Raw genomic sequence first — 19,890 nt, forward strand, 5'->3', positions numbered from 1 at the left:
GCTACAGTCACAGGCGGAGTAAGGATTTCGTCCTCAACCATCGTGGAGCGGGCGCGGTGCCGGCGAGAGAGCTTGACGTTAAGGGGCTGCATTGCCCGTTGCCAATCCTGCGCACCCGGGCGCTGCTCGACCGCATGGAACCGGGGGAGGAGCTGGTGGTCCAGGCGACCGATCCGGCCTCGGTCATCGATTTCAAGCATTTCTGCAACACGACCGACAACGCGCTGCTGTCGCACGAGACCCAGCCGGACGAGGTCCACAAGACCGTCTTCGTCTACCGCATCCGCCGGGGCGGCTGAGGCATCCGTCCTTCCCCTCCCCGCCGTACCGCGAAAGGTTCCACCCCGATGCCGCTTCTCCCCGCCTCCCCGCCGCCCCTGCGTCCCGGCGCCGTGATCCACGGCCCCGGTTCGTACGGGGTCGACGCGCTGCTGGACGGCTTCACGGCGGAGCTGAAGCGGCGCGGCTTCCGCGTCGGCGGGCTGGTGCAGCGCAACCACGGGCCGGGCGACGACTGCGCGGAGCGGATGGAGCTGGTCGACGTCGCGACCGGCCGCGCCTATGACATCACCCAGCGGCTGGGCCGGGAATCGCAGTCCTGCCGCGTCGATCCGACCGGCGTGGCGGAAGCCAGCCAGGCCATCCGCGACGCCGTCGCCTCGAACGTCGACCTGCTGGTGGTCAACAAGTTCGCCGGGCTGGAATCGCATGGCGACGGTCTGTCGGACGAGATGCTGACAGCCATCGCGGAGGGCATCCCGCTGCTGACCAGCGTCGGCAGCCGCTATCTCAACGAATGGCAGGCCGCGACCGGCGGCTTCTGCGACCTGCTGTCGCCGACCGCCGACGCGCTGTGGCGCTGGTGGGGGCCGCAGCGGATGTACCCGGATCTGGTGCAGGGCGTCGCCGATGCCGAGGTCCGCCGCGTCATCACCGGCGACAAGTGGGTCCTGGTGGAAACCGGCGAGGGGCTGGGCGTCGCCGCCCGGCAGGCCCCCGCGGCGGACGACGATCCCGGACGCTGGGCCGGCCGGTCCTTGCGCGATCTGGCGGCCATGGCCGCGCGCTCCTGGGATCCGCTGGAGATTTCGGTGGGCGTCGCGGCGCTGAACGCCCATTACAACCGTCCCGATGTGGCAGGCGTCCCCGGCAACGGGCTGGACCTGTTCGCGTCGGTGGAAGGACGCGTCGTGGTGGTCGGCGGTTTCCCGCAGGTCGCCCGCCGGATGCCGCGCGCCCAGGTGATCGACATGACCCCGCAGGAGGGCGAGCACCCGGAGGCCGCCTGCGACTGGCTTCTGCCGGGTGCGGAGGCGGTGGCCGTCACCGCGTCGGCCTTCGCCAACCGCACCCTGCCCCGCCTGCTGCGGGTGTCGGCCGGGGCAAGGGTGGCGATGATCGGTCCCGGCACGCCGCTGACCCCGCGCCTGTTCGACTATGGCGTGGACGTGCTGGCCGGCTTCGTCGCCACCGACCGCGAGGCGGTGGTCCGCACCATCGCCGGCGGCGGCGGCTCGCGCGATTTTCATCCCCATGGCCGGATGGTCACGCTGCACCGGCCACCCCACTCTTAACAGAACAAGAATACCGGAGGAGTAGAGACCCCATGGCCGATCTGGACCACCAGACCCGCATCGAACTGGAAGCCGCGGCCTTCCGCGGTCTGGTCGAGCATCTGCGCAAGCGCACCGACGTGCAGAACATCGACCTGATGAATCTCGCCGGCTTCTGCCGCAACTGCCTGTCGAAATGGTATGCGGCGGCGGCCAAGGAGCGCGGCGTCGCGCTGTCCGACGAGGACGCCCGCATCGCCGTCTACGGCATGCCCTATTCCGAATGGAAGCAGAAGCACCAGAAGGACGCCACCCCCGAACAGCAGCAGAAATTCGAGGACACCAAGCCGCTGCACGCGGAGATCAGCGGGCACCGGTAAGGCGCGGCCGCAGGAAGGCGCCCCCTCCTTTCCCTGCCAAAGGCGCTTGGAGGTGTAGATATCTTCAAGCCTAGCCAAGCTTTTGGAATTGCAAGAACTTTGCGTCATCCCCGCGAAGGCGGGGATCCAGGAAACTCTGCGGTTAAGCCGCTGAGAGAGCTGGATTCCCGCCTTCGCGGGAATGACGGCCAAAGAAGTTCGTTCTTCAGGCGCTGATCGAAAAGGGCTGCACCACCGCCTGGAACTCCGCCATCGCCTCGCAGGCCTCGGAATGCGCGGCAAGTGCCGGCCAGCGGGTCCGGTCGAAGACGGCGGCATGCGCTTCGCCGACGAAGCGCAGGGCACAGCCGGCGGCGATGTCGGCATGGCCGATCCGCTCGCCGAACCACCAGGGCCCAGCCGCGGCGGCACGGTCGGCCTCCAGAACGTCGAGGACGGCGCCGATCTGGCCGGTGCAGCGCTCCACCCACACATCCGACCGTTCCTTGTGCAGGACCCGTTCATAGACGAGGCTGACCGCCTTGTCGGCCAGCCCGGTCGCCAGCGCACAGAGCTTCAGCGCCCGGCGCCGCTCCGCACCCTGGCTGGCGATCAGCGCGCGGTCCGGCCCGGCGGCCTCGTCGAGATGGTCGAGGATGGCACCGCTCTCGATCAGCACCTCCCCGTCGTCCAGCACCAGCGTCGGCACGCGCTTCAACGGGTTGAAGCGCGCAAGCTCCGCCGCGTCGGAGAAGACCGACCAGGGCCGGTGCTCATAGGCCATGCCGTAGAGCCGCAGAGCGACGGCGACGCGGCGGACGAAGGGCGAGTCATACTGTCCGATCAGGATCATCGACGGTTCCCCAGGAGGATGCTGGACCACGCCACATATCCTAAACCGGATCGTTCCCGCAGGCGCATTCTTATGGCGCGGTTCAGTCCCGCGCCACGATGGGGGTCAGCTTGTAACGGGCGGCAATGGTCTCCAGCCGTCCGTCGGCCTTGATGGCGGCGACGAAGGCGTTGACCCGCTCCAGCCACGCCGCGTCGCCGGGCGCCACCGCATAGGCGTAGGGCGTCGGCTGGACCGGCGTGTCGGGCACGATCAGCCGCGCCCAGGGATGGAAGGCCAGCATGCGCTGGCCATAGGGATAGTCGGTCAGGAAGGCATCGGCGCGGCCGGCCTGCACCTCCTCCTCGCGCTCCTGCGGGCGGGTGACGGCGACGATGCGGGCGGACTTCATCGCGCTGCGGGCGTAGCCGTCCATATAGGTGTCCTTCTGCACCACCACGACATTGCCGCCACGGTCCAGATCCTCCCAGCGGCGGATGGTGTCGTTGGTCTGGGTGGTCACCGCATAGATGCCGCTGCGCAGATAGGGCTGGCTGAAGGCCACGCGCTGGGCCCGCGCCGGGGTGGCGCCGATGGCGAACATGCCGATGTCGCAGCGGTCGGCCAGCAGATCGTCGATGAAGCGGGGAAAGCTGCTTTCCACCACCGTCAACTGCACGCCGAGATCGGCGGCGAAGGCCTGCGCCAGTTCGGCGTCCAGCCCCTCCAGCGCGCCGGTCCGCGGATTCCGGAACGAGATCGCGTAGTAATCAGGCCAGGAGCAGACACGAAGTTGCTTCTGTGCTGCAATTTTCTGAAGTCTCCCGTCCTGCGCCATCGCCGGAACGGTGTTGCCCACAGCCAGAAGGGACAGAATTGTGCAGCAGACAGCCCAAAGAAACTGCGTCGCCATGTCACACCTTTCGTTAACCGCTCGACCCTGTTCTTCGTCGCAGCGGCGCGATGCCATGCGGCCGGAGCGGCATCTTAGCATCGACCGGTTGCAAACGGCAGTGGATGCTTGGCGTATGGTCCGCGCACCTGCTATTGTCGCGAGAGCCAACGTCGGCCAGGCACCGGGCCGGGTGCGAACGACCATGCCTGCCCGACCCAACCCGTTCGACCACACCTGACCGTCCGGAACGCAAGCCCTGTCCTCGCCACCAGCAAAAGCGGATCTGAAGGGTCTTTTCCAGAAGCGCGGCGGCATCATCGCCTTTGCCCTTCTGGCCGTCTTCGCCCTGCTGGTCAACCAGGGACAGCAGCTGATCACCGCGCGCAAGGCGGCGCTCGAAACCGCGGAGGTCAATCTCGCCAGCCTCGCCGCGGCGCTGGAGGTGTCGACCACCCGCACGGTGCAGTCGGTGGACGTCACGCTCTCGGCGATCGTCGATTCCCTGTCCGACGCCAGCTGGACGGGCGAGGATGGCCGGCCCGGCCCCGATCTGGCGGCGCTTCTGACCGACCGGCTGCGGCGGTCGCCGCACCTGCGGGGGCTGACCCTGCTCGACCGCACCGGCCGCATCCTGGTCACGACGGAGGGCGCGCATCCCGCCGACACCTACCTGACGGAGCTGGACGCCTTCCGCCTGCAGGCCGCCGGCAAGGGCAACGGGCTGGCGATCGGCGATCCCCGGCCGGGCCGCGGCCTGCTGGACCGTGCGGCGGGGGCCGAACGGTCCGGACGCTGGCTTCTGCCGATGAGCCGCGCGTTGCGCGATGCCGACGGCATGCTGCAGGCGGTGGTGGTCGCCACCGTCAATCCCGACTATTTCCAGGGGCTGTACCGCGCGGTCCAGGGCGGCGACGCGACCGGGGTGGCCGACCGCATCGCGCTCTACCGCTATGACGGCACGCTGCTGACCGTCCAGCCGCAGGCGGGGGAGGAGATCGGCCGCTCCTTCGCCGCGACGCCGCTGTTCCGCGAGCGCCTGCCCCAGGCGGAATATGGCGTGTTCCGCCATTCCGGCACCGATATCGGCGCCGGCCCCGAGACGCGCATCGTCGCCTACCGGACCACCCCGGTCTGGCCGCTGGTGCTGACGGTCAGCGTGCGGCAGACCGCCGTGCTCGCCGTCTGGCGCGACGATCTGTGGATGGCGACCCTGCTGTCGGGCGGCATGACCCTGCTGCTCGGGCTGTTCGGCCTGCTGCTGGCGCGGTCGCTGGCCGCCCAGCGCCGGCAGGGGGAGGAGCTGGAGGAGGCGAACGCCCGCCTGTCGGCCATCGTCGACACCGCGGCGGAGGGCATCGTCACCGCCCGGCCGGACGGGGTGATCGAAGCCGCCAATCCGGCCGCGCACGCCATCTTCCGCTGCCCGGCGGGCGGGCTGGTCGGCCGGCCGGTGACCGACCTGCTGCCGGCGGACAAGCGCGAGGCCACCGCCCGCACCCTGTCGGAGATCGCGCGCGGCCACCGCCCCATGGACACCGCGATCCGCGGGGAAACCGTCGCGCTCCGGGCGACGCCGGACGGCGAGGAAAGCTTCCCGCTGGCCTACTCCATGGCCCTGGTGAAGACCGCGGCCGGACCGCTCTACGCCGCCATCCTGCGCGACCTGACGGAGGAGAAACGGCTGGAGTACACGCTGCGCGACGCCAAGGAGCGGGCGGAGGACGGGCAGCGCATCAAGATGGAATTCCTCGCGACGATGAGTCACGAGATCCGCACGCCGATGAACGGGGTGATCGGCATGGCCGGGCTGCTGCTCGACACGCCGATGGAGGCGGAACAGCGCAACTATGCCGAAACCATCCGCGATTCCGCCGAATCGCTGCTGGTCATCATTAACGACATCCTGGATTTCTCGAAGATCGACGCCGGCCGCCTGGATCTGGAGGTCGGCGAGTTCGAACTGGTGCCGATGGTGGAAAGCGTGGCGGAGATCCTGGCGCCGCGCGCCGTGGCCAAGGGGCTGGACCTGGCCAGCTTCGTGCCGCCCGGCCTGCGCGGCACCCTGCTGGGCGATGCCGGGCGGTTGCGCCAGATCCTGCTGAACCTCGCCGGCAATGCGGTGAAGTTCACCGACAGCGGCAGCGTCACCATCCTGCTGAGCGAGGAGCCGGCCGACCCGGACCAGCCGGCGGAGGACGGCGTCCGCGTCCGCTTCGAAGTGCGCGACACCGGCATCGGCATCCCGGAGGAGGAGCGCCCCCGCCTGTTCGCCATGTTCACCCAGATCGACTCGTCCCCCGCGCGGCGTCATGGCGGCACCGGCCTGGGGCTGGCGATCTGCAAGCGGCTGGTGGAGCTGATGGGCGGCCGCATCGGGGTGGAGAGCCAGCCGGGCGCCGGCAGCACCTTCTGGGTATCGATCCCGCTGAAGCGCGGCGCCGGCAGCGCCCATCCCCCGACTCCCGCCGGCAATTGGGCCGGGCGCCGCCTGCTGCTGGTCGACGACATCGCGGTCAACCGCGACCTGCTGACCCGGCAGCTGGACGGCTTCGGCATCGTGACCGAGACCGCGGAGAATGGCGAACAGGCGCTGGACCGGCTGGTCGCCGCCGCCCATGCGGGCCATCCGTTCGACGCCGCGATCCTCGACCACCGCATGCCGGGCCTGACCGGGCCGGAGGTGGCGCAGCGCATCCGCGCCAATCCGGCGCTGGCGGGACTCCGTCTGGCGCTGGCCTCGTCCCAAAGGCTGGAAGGGCAGGAGCCGGAACGGGCGCCGGTCGACACCCATCTGCCGAAGCCGATCCGCTTCAGCACGCTCTGCCAGTGCCTCGCCCGCCTGCTGGAGCCGCAATCGGGGCCGAGCCGGTCAGGGCCGGAGGCACATCAGGCGAATCCGGCGCCGGACTGGCCGGCACCCGCGCGGGCCGGCAACGTCGTCCCGCTTCCCGCCCGGACGCCGGCCGGTCCGGCGGCGCAGCCCGGCGGAAAGCCGCGGGTGCGCGTGCTGGTGGCGGAGGACAATCCGGTCAACCAGCAGCTGACGCTGGCGCTGCTGCGCCGGGCCGGCCACAGCGCGGAGGCGGTGTCCAACGGCGAGGAGGCGGTGGAGGCGGTGTCCGCCCGCCGCTACGATCTGGTGCTGATGGACGTCCAGATGCCGGTGATGGACGGGCTGGAGGCGACGCGGCGCATCCGCCGGCTGTCCGGCCCGGCCACCCGCATTCCCATCGTGGCGCTGACCGCCAACGCGATGCAGGGCGACGCCACCATCTGCCTGGAAGCCGGCATGGACGATTATCTGTCCAAGCCGATCAATGCCCGCAAGCTGCTGGACACCATCGCCCGCTTCGCGAAGCCGGCCGGCGAGGAAGATGGCGATCCCGGCGGCGATCCGGGCGGCGATCCCGGGGGCCAGCCACCCGCTCCGCCGGCCGGGCCGGAACCGGCCACCGTCAACGCGGAGAAGATCGACGAGCTGCGCGACGCCCTGGGCAAGGACGGCTTCGCCCTGCTGCTGCAGACCTTCTTCAACGACAGCCCCACGCATCTCAACCTGCTGCTCGGTGCCATCGACCGCCGCGACTGCGCCGGCATCGAGCGGGAGGCGCATATCCTGAAGGGCTCCGCCGCCAATGTCGGCTTCGACCGGCTGGCCGCCACCGCCCACATTCTGGTCGCCGCCGCCCGCCACTGCGACCGGCACGCGCTGACCCCCGCCGCCGGCCTGCGTGTCGCGGAGGAGCTGGAGGCCGCCCGCCTGGCGGCGGCGGCGCTGGAGGCCCAGGCCGGCTGACCTGCGATTCACGCAGATCGGGAATCACGCTGCGGCGCAATGCCGCGGTGATTGTGCGGCAGGGGCGGATTCGGTAAAATGCCGCGGATTTCACCCCCCTCCCTGTTGCGAACCGCTGGAGCCAAGCAGACCATGGCCGATGCCGTCACCGCTCTGGTCGTCGATGACGAGGAAATGACCCGCGCCATCGTCGCCGGGTATCTGGCCCGCATCGGCTACCGGACGCTGGAGGCGGCGACCACGGCGCAAGCCTGGGAGATCCTGTCGGCCAACGGGGCGGCGATCCATGTGGTGCTGCTCGACCGCCGCCTGTCCGACGGCGACGGGCTTGAGCTGTACGAACGGATGAAGGGCGTGCCGGAGCTGGCCGACATCCCCGTCATCGTGCAGACCATCTCCGACAGCAGTGCGGAGATCGCGGCGGCGATCCGCGCCGGGGTGTTCTATTACCTGATCAAGCCCTATGACGGCGCGCTGCTGCGGTCCGTCGTCCGCGCGGCGGAGGAGACGACCGGCCGGCTGAAGAGCCTGCAGGGCGACCTGAGGTCGCGGTCCGACGCCATCGCGTTGCTGCGCGACGCGCGTTTCCGCTTCCGCACCCCGCAGGAGGCACAGAATCTCGCCATTGCCCTGTCGTCGGTCGCCTCCACCGGGCACAGCCTGACCTTCGGCCTGTCGGAAATCCTGGTGAACGCCGTGGAACACGGCAATCTCGGCATCGGATTCGAGGCGAAGGGCCGGCTGAAGGCCAGCGGCATGCTGGCCCGCGAGATCGAAGCCCGGCTGGCGTCGTCGGAGCATCGCGACAAATACGCCACCCTGCATGTGGAGCGCAGCGACAGCCGCGTCATCTTCACCGTCACCGACATGGGTCCGGGATTCGACTTCAACCGCTATCTGTCGGTCGACGCCTCCCAATCGCACGCCACCCATGGCCGCGGCATCGCGCTGGCCCGCATGGTCGGGTTCGACCAGCTGACCTTCGTCGGCACCGGCAACCGGGTGGTGGGGATCGTCAATCTGGACCGGGTATAGCCTTCGGGTTTCTACATTCCCGGCTCGAACACCGCCACGCGGTTGCGGCCGAGATGCTTTGCCCGGTAGAGCGCGAGGTCGGCGCGGTGGATCGCCCGCTCCAGCGTGTCCGTCGCCCCCTCCAGCCCGGCGATGCCGATGCTGGCGGTCAGGCGGAAGGTGCCGTCCGGCGCCTCGATCGGCATGCGGGCGAGGTGGCGGCGCACCCGTTCGGCCACCACCCGGCTTTCGTCGGCGGTGGCGCCGGGCAGGACCACCACGAACTCCTCCCCACCCAGCCGGCCCAGCAGGTCGTATTCCCGCAGGATCGCCTGGCAGCCGGCGGCGACCATGCGCAGCGCGTCGTCGCCGGTGGCATGGCCGAAGGTGTCGTTGATCCGCTTGAAATGGTCGACATCCAGCACGAAGACCGACAGCGGCTCGTGAAAGCGATGGGCGCGGGCCAGCTGGGAGCGGGCCAGCTCCATGAAGGAACGGCGGTTGTAGATGCCGGTCAGCGGATCGCGCGACGCCATGTCGCGCAGCGCCTCTTCCATGCTGCGGCGTTCGGTATAGTCGTAGATCCAGGCCAGATTGACCGGCACGCCCTGGATCACCGCCTGATTGACGGTGAACAGCGTCCAGAAGGGCGACCCGTCGGCCCGCTTGAACTGGACCTCCATGTTGGTGACCCCGCCGCCGCCGCGCAGGCGTTCCAGGACGCGCAGGCGCTGGTGGCTGTCCAGGTAATAGTCGCGGGCGCGGCTGCCGATCAGCTTTTCCCGCGGCAGGCCGATCAGTTCGGCGAAGCGGGTGTTGACGAAGACGATCCGCCCGTCGTCGCGGCGGGAAACGGAGACGCCGATCGGGCTCTGCTCCAGGATCGCTTCCAGCCGCTCCTCGTTCGGGCGGGTCTCCGTCAGCTGGTGGATGGCGCCGACGATGCCAATCGGATTGCCGCCCTGGTCGCGGAAGGCGGTCTTGGTCAGATTGACCATGCGCATCGCGCCCTCCGCCGTGCGGACCGGCGCCTCATAGCGGACGCTGCCCTCCCGCTCCATCACCGCACGGTCCTGGCCGACATGCTCCCTCGCCATGTCGGGGCTGGTCAGCGCGAAAGCGGTCCGCCGCAGCATGTCCGCCCTGCCGATGCCGGTGAGGCGCGCGAAAGCGTCGTTGACCGCGATGTACTGGCCGTCGGCATCCTTGACGAACAGCGGCACCGGGGCCGCCTCCAGCAGGGCGTCGACCATCGGCATCCCGGCGGGGCCGGGGTGCCAGGAGGAGTGGGAGGAGGAGGGGGTGCCGCCGCCCGCCGCCGGCTCCTGCCGGCAGAGGGCATCGACATCCGTCACCGTCAGCATCCGCAGCGTATCCGCGTCCTGACCGTCGGCGCCCTTACCGTCGGCGTCCGCGGACGGGTCCGCGGGCAGGGGCGTTTCCGCCACCGTCACCCAGCGGACGGCGCCGTCGGTGCGACGCGCCGGCCATGCCTGCGGCAGGCTGCGGTCCAGGTCGAACTCGCACAGGCTCCGCCCCGGCAGCCCGTCCGGTTCGCAGCCGAGCAGCCCGTGCAGCGTTGGGTTGGCGTAGCGGATCATCCCCGATGCCGTGGCGATGCAAACCCCCACCGGCAAACGGTCGTAGGCCGACCATGCGGAATCCCGCAGGTCCTGCACGCCACGGTCGGAGATCATTGCCATGCCATTCGAAACCAGCATGGCACACAGTGTCCCATAGAATTTCGTTTCCCTGCAATGCCGGCGCGGCCCATAGGGGTCGAAGTGCTCCGCCTGGACTTCTAAGAACAGTTGAGTGTATAAAATTTTCGGCGATTGTTCAAGGTGCTGACTTTTTTCTCGGTTGCACCGTCCCAACCTTGTCCCCGCCTTGCTTCCAGGACCCATGGCCGTCGAGTGCGACGCTAAGCCGCTGCCAGCCCTCCTCCGGTCCGGGCAACCCGAAGCGCAGCCAGTCCGGCCGAAATTCGAAGCGGCGCACCAGGATCCCGGACTCCCCCAGCATACGATAGAGGTCGGGCGCCCGCCGATCCTCGACGAGGCAGAACAGCGTGGTGCCGCCGACCACCGTCAGGCCGGCGCCGGACAGCAGGCGGCGCAGCCGCGCCATCGCATCCTCCAGCCTGCCGCGCGTCCCTGCGATCCAGTCGCCGTCGCCGAGCGCCGCCGTGGCGATGGACAGGCCGGGGCCGGACACCGCCCAGGGGCCGACGGCATCGCGCAAGACCGCCGCCAGCCCCGCCGGCGCCAGCGCGATCCCCAGCCGCAAGCCCGCCAGCCCGAAGAACTTCCCGAAGGAGCGCAGGACCACCAGCCCCGGCCGGCCGGCAAAGCGGGCGACGCTCTGCTCCGGCTCCATGTCGGCGAAGGCCTCGTCCACCACCAGCCAGCCGCCGCGCGCCGCCTGCGCCTCTGCCAGCTCCAGCAGCCGTTCGGGCGGCAGGAGCCGGCCATCGGGGTTGTTGGGGTTGACAACTATCAGGACATCCGGGGCCAGGACATCCGGCGCATCCGCGGCCGGGAGGTCCGTGCCCCCCATGCTGCGCACCTCATGACCGGCCAACGCCCAGCAGCGGGCATGCTCGGCATAGGTCGGCTCGATGACCGCCACCCGGCGGGGCGGCAGCAGGCGCGGCAGCAGCTGGATCAGCGCCTGCGAGCCGGAGGCGGCGGCCACCAGTTCCGCCGATGGCGCGCCGTAGCAGGCGGCGGCGGCCGCGCGCAGCGCCTCCTCCTCCGCCCGGCCGGGCAGGCGGGTCCAGGCCTGCGGCGGGACCGGGGGCAGCGGATAGGGCCAGGGGTTGATGCCGGTGGACAGGTCGACCCAGGGCTCGGGCGCCGCCGGGAAGGCGGCACGCGCCCCGTCCAGGTCGCCGCCATGCAGCAGCCTGCCGCCCTTCCCCGCCCCTCCCCCGCCCACCACGCGCGGCTTGGTCGCCGTGCCGTCTTCGGCCATGATCGCGCCTCCTTCACGTCCACCCTCGCGCGGCCAGCCGGCCGCCCCATCCGCTGGAACGTCCCGCCCGTGCCGCTTCATCCCTTCCTGCTCGCCGCCGCGCTCGTGATCGAGGCGGTGGCCGGCTATCCGGACCCACTCTATACCCGCATCCGCCATCCGGTGGTGTGGATCGGTGCGCTTATCGCGCAGCTCGACGGCGCACTCAACCGCCAGGACGACGGTTTCGGCCGGCGCAAGGCGTTCGGCGTTCTGGCGCTGGCGGTGCTGCTGCTGACGGTGGGCGGCGTGGCGGTGGCGGTGGCCTGGGCCTGCCGGTTGCTGCCCTTCGGCTGGCTGGTCGAGGCGGCGCTCGCCTCCACCCTGCTGGCCCAGCGCAGCCTGCACGACCATGTGGCGGCGGTCGCCGACGGCTTCCGCAGCGGCGGGCTGGAGGGGGCGCGCAAGGCGGTGTCGATGATCGTCGGCCGCAACCCCGCCACGCTGGACGAGCCGGCGGTCGCCCGCGCCGCCATCGAAAGCCTTGCGGAAAACTTCTCCGACGGGGTGGTGGCGCCGGCCTTCTGGCTGCTGGTGGGGGGCCTGCCGGGACTGGCGCTCTACAAGGCGATCAACACCGCCGACAGCATGATCGGCCACCGCACGCCACGGCATGAGGCCTTCGGCTGGGCGGCGGCGCGGCTGGACGATCTGGTCAATTTGCCGGGATCCCGCCTGACCGCCCTGCTGCTGGTCGGGGCCGCCTGGATGATGGAGGGGGCCGACCCGCGGCAGGCGTGGCGGTCCGTGCGGCAGGACGCCCACCGCCACCGCTCCCCCAATGCCGGCTGGCCAGAGGCGGCGATGGCCGGCGCGCTCGACCTGCGGCTGGGCGGCCCGCGCGTCTATGGCGCCACCCGCATCGAGGATGTCTGGCTCGGCGCCGGCCGCACCGCCGCAACCCCGTCCGACATCGGCCGCGCGCTGGCGCTCTACCGTCGAGCCTGCGGTCTGCTGATCGGCGGGGCGCTGGTGCTGGCGCTGCTGGGCTGATCCGTCAGCGGCGCGCCGCCCGCCGCACCATCAGGGAAATCCGGCGCGCGACGCGGCGCAGCCCGCGCAGCAGGCGGCGGGCGGCGCGGACGGGGGCGGTCTCCTTCAGCCAGGCCAGCCATGCGGTCACCCGGCCGTAGCCGCGGGCGAACCAGCCGATGGTCAGCAGCTTCGGCTTGGCGATGTGGAACAGCCGCTCCACCAGGGTGATCTTCACCAGTTCCGCCCCGGCGATCACGGCGACGCCGGCCAGCGGCCGCCCGGTGGCGAACAGCCACGCCCCGACCGGCTTCGCCGGCTCCAGCAAGGCCAGCGGCACCAGGACGAGCAGCAGCGACGGGTAGGGTCCCAGCCCGGCGATCCAGGCGCCGATCCGGCGGCCGATGCGCGCGAAGACCGGAATCTGCGCGATCCGGCGCAGGACCGGCCGCACCACCCAATAGGCCAGCGCATCCAGAAGGAAGTACGCCAATGCCGCCAGCGTCCCCACCGGACGCAGCAGGCGGCCCGCCGCCGAGCGGGAACGGAGGCGCGAAGGGGCCGGCCGTTCGGGAGAATCATGGCCGTTCGGCTGCCCGGAAGAGGAAGGCTTGATCATCCGTCGTATCCCGCCATACGGCGTAGGTCGCAGTCTACCACCAAGGCGAGCCTTTCGTTCGTAGGAAGGGACTGGCACTGTCCCCTCAATTGTCTCCGCACATATGCAAACGATATCGCTACAAACCCGATCGATCCGCACAACCCGCAACGATCCCCGTGCCCGGCCATTACGATCCACTGCTCGTCGCCTTATCCTACGTCATCGCCGTGTTCGGCGGTTACGTCGCCCTCGATTTGGCGAATCATGCCCGCATCGGCGAGGGCAGTGTCCGGAATGACCGCCGCGGCGACGTGCGGCGGCTTGCCGGCGCGGCGTTGGCGCTGGGCGCCGGGATCTGGTCGATGCATTTCATCGGCATGCTGGCCTACCGCAGCGATGTGCCGATCGGCTACGACGCCGGGCTGACGGCGCTGTCCTTCCTGCTGGCGGTCGCCGTATCGGGTGCCGGGCTGTTCGCCGTGGCCTGCAACCGGCCGCGCCGCTTCACCCTCGGCATTGCCGGAACACTCACCGGTCTCGGCATCGTCGGCATGCACTATGTGGGAATGGCGGGCATGCGCATGGACATGGAGCTGTCCTACGACCTCCTTCTGGTCGCCGTCTCCGTCGCCATCGCCATCGTCGCCTCGACCGTGGCCTTGTGGCTGGCCTTCCGCACCCGGCGCCCGCTGCAGCGCGCCGCCGGTGCCATCCTGCTGGGATTGGGCGTGGTGGCGATGCATTATACCGGCATGGCCGCCGCGGGCATGGAGCCGGTGACGGAGCTGGGCGCCGCCGCACCGGCCCCGGCGCCCGCCCACCGCACTGCACACCAACCGGGAGTGGCCGCCACGGACCAGGGAATCGCACTGTCCCCCACCCTTCTCGCCGTCCTGACCGGGCTCGGGACGCTGCTGCTGCTGTGCCTCGCCCTGCTGTCCTCCCTGCTCGACCGCCGGCAGCAGGCGGACCGCACGGCGGAGCAGGAGGCGCGCTACCGTGCAATCGTCGACACCGCGGTCGATCCCATCATCCTGATCGACGACCACGGCACCGTGCAGTCCTTCAACCATGCCGCGGAGAAGACCTTCGGCTACCGCGCCGACGAGGTGATCGGCCGCAACGTCAACATGCTGATGCCGGAGCCCTACCGCACCGCCCATGACGGCTATCTCGACCGCTACCACCGCACGGGAGAGCGGCGGATCGTCGGCATCGGCCGCGAGGTGGAAGGGCTGCGCAAGGACGGAACCACCTTCCCGCTCGACCTGTCGGTGGGCGAATGGCATGTCGGCAAGCGGCGCATGTACACCGGGATCATGCGCGACATCACCGCCCGCAAGGCGGCGGAGGAGGCGATCCTGCGCGCCCGCGACGAGGCGGAGGCCGCGCGGATCGAGGCGGTGCACGCCCGCGACGACGCCCAGCGCGCCGACCGCGCCAAGACGAAGTTCCTGGCCGCCGCCAGCCACGACCTGCGCCAGCCGCTGCAATCGCTGTTCTTCTTCGCCCACGCGTTATCGGACAAGCTGGAGGATCACCCGACCGCCCCGCTTCTGGCCAGCATGACCGAATCGCTGACCGGCCTGCGGGTGATGCTGGACAGCCTGCTGGACGTCTCGCGCCTGGATGCCGGGGTGGTGAAGCCCAGCGTCACCGAATTCGCGCTCGGCCCGCTGCTGGACCGGCTGGCGGAGGAATACCGCATCCGCGCCGGCGAATCCGGCCTGACGCTGCGCCATGTCCCGACCTCGGCCTGGACCAGCAGCGATCCCGCCCTGCTGGAGCGCATCCTGCGCAACCTGATCGAGAACGCCATCCGCTACACCGAGCGGGGTGAAATCCTGATCGGCTGCCTGCATCGGGGCGGCGGGCTGCGGCTGGCCGTGCTGGACCAGGGCATCGGCATTCCCGCCGACAAGACAGAGGACATCTTCCTGGAGTTCACCCAGCTGGCCAACCCGGAGCGCGACCGGCGCAAGGGCCTCGGCCTCGGCCTCGCCATCGTGCGGCGGCTGGCCGGGCTGCTGGAGCACGAGGTGACCGTGCACTCCACGCCCGGGCGGGGCAGCGGTTTCTTCCTCGACCTGCCGACGGCGGTGCCGCGCCCGATCCCGAAGCCGGTGCGCCTGCCGGTGGAGCCGGCGCGGGCGAAGGGCCTGATCGTGGTGGTCGACGACGACACCATCATCCTGCTGAGCATGCGCGCGATGCTGGAGGAATGGGGATACGACGTGGTCGCCGCGGTGTCGGCCGACGAGGCGATCCAATCGCTGCTGAATCTGGGACGCCAGCCGGCGATGATCGTCGCCGATTACCGCCTGCGCGAAGGCCGGACCGGCGTGGAGGCGATCCGCGACATCTACGGCGTCTGCGGCGTGCGCGTTCCCGCCGTGGTGCTGACCGGCGACACCGACCCCGCCCGCATCGCCGAGGTCCAGCGCAGCGGCCACCGCCTGGTCCACAAGCCGGTGTCCGCCCCCATGCTGCGGGAAATCCTGACTTCCGCAGCCTGAGGGAGCCGCCGGAGGAGACCGCCCGAGGGTTCAGATCCGAAAAAGCGGCCGACTCCACCCATGCAACCCTGGACGCACAGACGGTCGGGAACTAGCATCCGCCACCCGCCCGTGCCCCTGGCGACCCCCGCCCGTCGCCGCCCCATTCTCTCTCACGGACCGTGATGCTGCGCCGTTCCCTGATCCGCGCCGGCGAGACCTGCGCTTTCCACCTCCGCGCCGCCCTGGCGCGGGCGCTGTCCCGCTCCGCTTCGCCGCCTGCTGCGCCTCCCCCCGCCGGCTATCCGCCGCACCCGACTCAGCAGGGGCCGGTCCAGTATCCGGGCACGCCCTATCCCGGCGCGCCCTATCCGCAGCAGCCCGCCCCGCCCCCCTATGCCGGCCAGCCGGTCTACGGCACGCAGCCTCCCTATGCCCCGCCTCCGCCGAACCGTCCGCGCTTCCGGCTGCCGCGCGGACGCTGGGGCAAGGTCGCGGCGGTCGCCGGCGTTCTGGTGCTGCTGCCGCCGGTGGCTCTGCTCGGCACCTATCTGTGGATGCGGGCGCAGCAGCCGCAGACCAGCGGCACCGTCGCCATCCCCGGCAGCGGCGCCCCGGCGGAGATCGTCCGCGACGACCGGGGCGTCGTCCACATCTTCGCCGCGACCGAGCGCGACGCCTACCGCGCGCTGGGCTATGCCCACGCACAGGACCGGCTGTGGCAGATGGAGACGATGCGCCGGGCCGGCGCCGGCCGGCTGGCCGAGCTGATCGGTGTGAAGTACGGCGACTTCGCGCTGCGCACCGACCGGCTGATGCGCACGCTGGGGATCCGCCGCTCGGCCGAGGCGATGGCCGCCACCCTGTCGCCCGATGCCCGCGCCGCCTTCGACGCCTATGCCGAGGGCGTTAACGCCTATCTCGAAACGCGCTCCGAAGCGCTGCCGCTCGAATTCCAGCTTCTGCGCCACACGCCGGAGCCCTGGACCGTCACCGACAGCCTGGTCTGGGCGAAACTGATGGCGCTGCAGCTGTCCGCCAACTACCGCGACGAGCTGTTCCGTTCCCGCGTGCTGGAGCGGCTGTCGCCGCAGCAGATCGACGACCTGTTCCCGTCCGAGGCTCCGGGATCGCCCACCACGCTGGCCGGCGAGCTGCGCGGCATGGACATGCGGGACATGGTGCGCCGCACCCTGGCGGCCCTGCCGCAGATGGGCTTCGACACCGCGTCGAACGAATGGGTGCTGACCGGCGCGCGCACCACCACCGGCAAGCCGATCCTCGCCAACGATCCGCATCTCGGGCTGGAGGCGCCGATCCTCTGGTATCTCGCCCGCATCGTGACGCCGGGCTTCACCAGCGCCGGGGCCACCGTGCCGGGCGTGCCGCTGACCATCCTCGGCCACAACGGCAAGGTCGCCTGGGGCTTCACCACCACCCACAGCGACACCCAGGACCTGTTCGTCGAAAAGCCCGACCCGCAGGACCCGAGCCGCTATCTGACCCCCGACGGCAGCGAGCCCTTCGAGACGCGGGCCGAGACCATCGCCATCGCCGGCGAGGCATCGCAGACGCTGACCGTGCGCAGCACGCGCCACGGCCCCGTCATCTCCGACCTGGACGCCCCGCCGGCAGACAGCTCCGGGGGCGGCTCAGCAGGCCCGGTGCTGGCGCTGTCCTTCCCCGGCCTCGCCGACGACGACACCAGTGCCGAGGCGCTCTACCGCCTGAACCATGCCGCGACGGCGGAAGCGGCGCGCGACGCCCTGCGCCTGCATGTCGCCCCGCAACAGAACGTCGTCTATGCCGACGTGACCGGCGAGGTCGGCTTCATCACCCCCGGCCGGGTGCCGATCCGCCGCAAGGGCGACGGGAGCGTGCCGGTTCCGGGCTGGACCGGCGAGTATGACTGGACCGGTTTCCTGCCCTATTACGCGCTGCCGCAGGCGGTGAACCCGCCGTCGGGCCAGTTCGTCAACGCCAACAACGCGGTGGTCGGGCGCGACTATCCCTACCGCCTCGCCACCGAATGGCCGGACCCGTCGCGCGCCAGGCGCATCGTCGAGATGCTGGGTGCCGGACGCCATTCCGTCGAGGATGTGGCGCGCCAGCAGATGGACATCGTCTCGCTGCCCGCCCGCGATTTCCTGCCGGAGCTGCTGAAATACCCGACGCCTCCGGGCCTTGCCAGCGACGCCGCGGCGCTGCTGCGCAGCTGGGACGGCCGGATGGACCGCGAGCGGCCGGAACCGCTGATCTTCACCATGTGGCTGCGGGAGCTGGTCCGGGCGGTCTTCGCCGACGAACTCGGCTCCGATTTCGCCGCCTACTGGGATCTGCGGCCGGAGGCGCTGCGCCGCGTCATCCACGACCGGCCGGAGTGGTGCGACGACGTCACCACCCCGCAGAAGGAAAGCTGTGCCGACATGATCGGCCGGTCGCTGGAGACCGCGGTGGCGGCGCTGGCCGAGCGCCATGGCTCCAACCCGAAGAGCTGGCGCTGGGGTGACGACCACAAGGCCGATCTCTCCCACCGGATGCTGAGCCGCCTGCCGCTGATCGGCGGGATGGCGGATGTGTCGGTGGAGACCGACGGCGACTTCTTCACCGTCAACCGCGGATCGACGACCATCCGCAGCGCCACGAATCCGTTCCGCCATGTCCATGGCGCCGGGTTCCGCGCGGTCTACGATCTGGCCGACCTGGACAATTCCCGCTTCGTGATCGCCACCGGGCAGTCCGGCAACATCTGGTCCCGCCATTGGGGCGATCTGGTGGAGATGTGGCGCGACGGAGGCGCGTTGCGTCTGGCCGGCGACCGTGGCACGCTGATCTCGGCAGGGGCGGAGGTGCTGACACTCACACCACGCAACACCGGGACAACCAACAAATGACCATAACTCTGGAGGACGTGCGCGCCGCCGCGGCGCGCATCGCGGGGCACCTGCCCCGGACGCCCACGGTAGAGGCGCCCCGCCTGGGGGACATGGCGGGATGCCGGCTGCATGTGAAGCTGGAGAACCTGCACGCCACCAGTTCCTTCAAGGAGCGTGGCGCGCTGAACAAGCTGCTGTCGCTGGGCGAGGCGGAGCGCCGCGCGGGCGTCATCGCCATGTCCGCCGGCAACCATGCCCAGGCGGTGGCCTGCCACGCCACGCGGCTCGGCATCCGTTCCACCATCGTCATGCCCGCCTTCACCCCCTTCACCAAGGTGGAGCGCACCGAGAATCTCGGCGCCACCGTCGAGCTGCATGGCGAAACGCTGAGCGAGGCCGCCGCCTTCGCCCATGACCTCGCCGCACGCGACGGGCTGACCTTCGTCCATCCCTATGACGACCCTCTGGTGGCCGCCGGCCAGGGCACCGCGGCGCTGGAACTGCTGGAGGATGTGCCTGACCTCGACGTGCTGGTGATCCCCATCGGCGGCGGCGGGCTGATCGCCGGCATGGCGACGGCGGCCAAGGCACTGCGGCCGGACCTGGAGATCGTCGGCGTCCAGTGCAGCCTCTACCCCGCGGTGCGGCAGGCGCTGGCCGGACAGCCGATCACCTGCGGCGGCGCCACGGTGGCGGAAGGCATCGCGGTGAAGGCGCCCGGCGCCCTGACCCTGCCGATCATCCGCGCCCTGGTCGGCGAGGTGGTGGAGGTGGGCGAGGCGCGGCTGGAGGAAGCGGTCTACCGCCTCGCCACCGTGCAGAAGCAGGTCGCCGAAGGGGCCGGTGCGGCGGCACTCGCCGCCGTGCTGGAGCAGCCGGAACGCTACCGCGACCGAAAGGTCGGCATCGTGCTGTCGGGCGGCAACATCGACTCCCGCATCATGGCCCAGGTTCTGATGCGCGGGCTGGTCTATGAGGGCCGCATCGTCCGCCTGCGCATCGGCATCACCGACGCCCCCGGCGCGCTGGCCCGCGTCACCCGCCTGCTGGGCGAGGCCGGCGCCAACATCGTCGAGGTCCATCACCAGCGCCTGTTCCACAATGTGCCGGTGAAGATGGCGGAGGTCGACGTGGTCCTGGAAACCCGCAACCAGACCCATGTCGAGACCCTGATCGCCCGCATGAAGGACGCCGGCTACCCGACCAGCCTGATGGTCGAGGTGGGGTGACGGCAAACCCTCTCCCTCGATGGGAGAGGGCGATTCACACATCTCAGCGTCACTTAAGACGTTGAAATAAAGCAATTTTGTCGGCCGTCATTCCCGCGAAGGCGGGAATCCAGCCACATCCACCGCTGATCCGCGGAGTTTCCTGGATCCCCGCATTCGCGGGGATGACGCAAAGTTCCTTTTGTCTCAGAAGCTGAGCGATGCCTGGAATTGTGTGAATGCCCTCTCCCGCGACGGGAGAGGGTCTTTTCCC

The 19,890-nt window shown here is 70.4% G+C and carries 14 protein-coding genes; 9 read left to right on the top strand and 5 right to left on the bottom strand.

All coding sequences use genetic code 11. The features are described 5' to 3' along the window. Positions 1 to 56 precede the first annotated feature (56 nt). The 3 genes from AZOLI_RS26325 to AZOLI_RS26335 are packed head-to-tail and all read left to right on the top strand — an operon-like array spanning position 57 to position 1,933. Positions 57 to 299, top strand: coding sequence for a sulfurtransferase TusA family protein (locus tag AZOLI_RS26325; protein ID WP_044553212.1), 243 nt, complete (start codon positions 57 to 59; stop codon positions 297 to 299). Positions 300 to 347: 48 nt separating this feature from the next. Further along, the gene (locus AZOLI_RS26330) at positions 348 to 1,574 is read left to right on the top strand and encodes a DUF2478 domain-containing protein (protein WP_014189698.1); all 1,227 of its coding nucleotides are present in this window, start codon (positions 348 to 350) and stop codon (positions 1,572 to 1,574) included. A gap of 32 nt (positions 1,575 to 1,606) precedes the next feature. Continuing rightward, on the top strand, positions 1,607 to 1,933 hold the full coding sequence (locus AZOLI_RS26335; protein ID WP_014189699.1) for a DUF1244 domain-containing protein: 327 nt from the start codon (positions 1,607 to 1,609) through the stop codon (positions 1,931 to 1,933). A gap of 205 nt (positions 1,934 to 2,138) precedes the next feature. Here AZOLI_RS26335 and AZOLI_RS26340 read toward each other — a convergent pair whose 3' ends face one another. Both AZOLI_RS26340 and AZOLI_RS26345 read right to left on the bottom strand, forming a co-directional pair. After that, entirely contained in the window at positions 2,139 to 2,765 is a 627-nt protein-coding gene (locus AZOLI_RS26340; RefSeq protein WP_014189700.1) for a glutathione S-transferase family protein, read from the bottom strand. A gap of 82 nt (positions 2,766 to 2,847) precedes the next feature. Then, positions 2,848 to 3,657 carry a substrate-binding periplasmic protein gene (locus tag AZOLI_RS26345; protein ID WP_044553216.1) on the bottom strand — a complete coding sequence of 270 codons (810 nt, stop codon included), beginning with the start codon at positions 3,655 to 3,657 and terminating at the stop codon, positions 2,848 to 2,850. Between the two features lie 424 nt (positions 3,658 to 4,081). Here AZOLI_RS26345 and AZOLI_RS26350 point away from each other — a divergent pair, with 424 nt between their 5' ends. Further along, positions 4,082 to 7,435, top strand: a complete 3,354-nt coding sequence (locus tag AZOLI_RS26350; RefSeq protein WP_014189703.1) for a response regulator — start codon at positions 4,082 to 4,084, stop codon at positions 7,433 to 7,435. Between the two features lie 132 nt (positions 7,436 to 7,567). Next, complete coding sequence (locus tag AZOLI_RS26355) at positions 7,568 to 8,470, top strand: ATP-binding response regulator (RefSeq protein WP_014189704.1); 903 nt, start codon at positions 7,568 to 7,570, stop codon at positions 8,468 to 8,470. Positions 8,471 to 8,481: 11 nt separating this feature from the next. Here the strand turns inward: AZOLI_RS26355 and AZOLI_RS26360 are convergent, their stop codons facing one another. Both AZOLI_RS26360 and cobD read right to left on the bottom strand, forming a co-directional pair. Next, positions 8,482 to 10,170 (bottom strand): diguanylate cyclase, encoded by a 1,689-nt coding sequence (locus AZOLI_RS26360; RefSeq protein WP_014189705.1) that lies wholly within the window; start codon positions 10,168 to 10,170, stop codon positions 8,482 to 8,484. 118 nt (positions 10,171 to 10,288) lie between these two features. Then, positions 10,289 to 11,425, bottom strand: coding sequence for a threonine-phosphate decarboxylase CobD (gene cobD, locus AZOLI_RS26365; protein WP_014189706.1), 1,137 nt, complete (start codon positions 11,423 to 11,425; stop codon positions 10,289 to 10,291). A gap of 69 nt (positions 11,426 to 11,494) precedes the next feature. On the opposite strand from cobD, the gene cbiB reads away from it, so the two are divergent. Continuing rightward, positions 11,495 to 12,457, top strand: a complete 963-nt coding sequence (gene cbiB / locus AZOLI_RS26370) for an adenosylcobinamide-phosphate synthase CbiB (protein WP_014189707.1) — start codon at positions 11,495 to 11,497, stop codon at positions 12,455 to 12,457. A gap of 4 nt (positions 12,458 to 12,461) precedes the next feature. Here the strand turns inward: cbiB and AZOLI_RS26375 are convergent, their stop codons facing one another. Further along, positions 12,462 to 13,055 (bottom strand): hypothetical protein, encoded by a 594-nt coding sequence (locus tag AZOLI_RS26375; protein WP_014189708.1) that lies wholly within the window; start codon positions 13,053 to 13,055, stop codon positions 12,462 to 12,464. A gap of 158 nt (positions 13,056 to 13,213) precedes the next feature. Here AZOLI_RS26375 and AZOLI_RS26380 point away from each other — a divergent pair, with 158 nt between their 5' ends. The 3 genes from AZOLI_RS26380 (at position 13,214) to AZOLI_RS26390 (ending at position 19,637) form a co-directional block, all read left to right on the top strand. Beyond that, on the top strand, positions 13,214 to 15,553 hold the full coding sequence (locus tag AZOLI_RS26380) for a hybrid sensor histidine kinase/response regulator (protein WP_014189709.1): 2,340 nt from the start codon (positions 13,214 to 13,216) through the stop codon (positions 15,551 to 15,553). A 164-nt stretch (positions 15,554 to 15,717) separates the two neighbouring features. Then, positions 15,718 to 18,426 (top strand): penicillin acylase family protein, encoded by a 2,709-nt coding sequence (locus tag AZOLI_RS26385; protein ID WP_014189710.1) that lies wholly within the window; start codon positions 15,718 to 15,720, stop codon positions 18,424 to 18,426. After that, positions 18,423 to 19,637, top strand: a complete 1,215-nt coding sequence (locus AZOLI_RS26390; protein ID WP_014189711.1) for a threonine ammonia-lyase — start codon at positions 18,423 to 18,425, stop codon at positions 19,635 to 19,637. Before AZOLI_RS26385 ends, AZOLI_RS26390 begins: the two co-directional genes overlap by 4 nt. Positions 19,638 to 19,890: the final 253 nt, after the last annotated feature.

The organism is Azospirillum lipoferum 4B, from assembly GCF_000283655.1.
GTDB lineage: Bacteria > Pseudomonadota > Alphaproteobacteria > Azospirillales > Azospirillaceae > Azospirillum > Azospirillum lipoferum_C.